Source organism: Vibrio sp. 10N.222.49.C9 (assembly GCF_041474985.1).
Lineage (GTDB): Bacteria > Pseudomonadota > Gammaproteobacteria > Enterobacterales > Vibrionaceae > Vibrio > Vibrio crassostreae_C.
Map to the genome: position 1 here is coordinate 50,567 of NZ_JBFRVD010000015.1, position 916 is coordinate 51,482.

Below are 916 nucleotides of genomic sequence, written 5' to 3' on the forward strand. Positions count from 1 at the left end.
TTTTGCCTTTTTGATGAAATGGTCTAGTTTTTAACTAGGCCATTTTTGTATAGGGAAGACAATGAGTAGACCACTGAGAATAGAGTATGCGGGTGCGCTCTATCATGTAACGTCGCGCGGTAATGCTCGACAGCCGATTTATCTGGAAGAGCAAGATTTTGAATTGTTTATCGAAGTGTTGTCAGGCACCAGTGAGCGATTCAATTGGGTCGTGCATAGCTACTGTTTAATGACCAATCATTACCATCTACTCGTCGAAACTCCTGATGGGAACTTAAGTAAGGGAATGCGTCAGCTTAATGGTGTGTATACCCAAAAGTTCAATAGAAAACATAACCGAGTCGGTCATCTATACCAAGGTCGCTTTAAAGCCATTTTAGTCGACAAAGACGCTTATCTATTGGAAGTGGGACGTTACATTTTACTTAACCCCGTTCGTGCAAATATAGTGGATACACCGAACGAATATGAGTGGAGCAGTTGGCCTTTTGTTACTGGTTTAAAAGAGTCACCAGACTGGCTAGCGGTTGATCAAACCTTGTTTCAATTTGGCCGCCAGAGAAATAAGGCTGTTGAGAAATACAAGCAATTCGTTTTCGAGGGGGTTGGTAAGCCACTATGGACAGGATTAAAGCAGCAGGTGTACCTAGGCAGTGATGAGTTTGTGAACAGTCATCTTCCTAATTTGAATTTAGCAGAGGGAGATATCAAAGAGGTTCCGGCAAAACAGCGACGTGCTAAACCTCTTTCGCTAAAGGAGTACCAAGACTCAGCGCCTAGTAGAAATGATGCCATTATTGCTGCATTTAATAGCGGTGGCTATACGCAAAAGCAAATAGGGAATCACTTCGACTTACATTATTCACGAGTCAGCCGTATAGTGGCAAAAGGCAAGACCTGCCCCCCCCCCCCCCCC

At 43.9% G+C, this 916-nt stretch carries 1 protein-coding gene; it reads left to right on the forward strand.

The genetic code is table 11. The annotated features are described in order from the left end of the window. Window positions 1-61: 61 nt before the first annotated feature. Window positions 62-916 (forward strand): REP-associated tyrosine transposase (locus tag AB4585_RS05575; protein ID WP_102397900.1); only part of this gene is annotated, 855 nt, incomplete at its 3' end.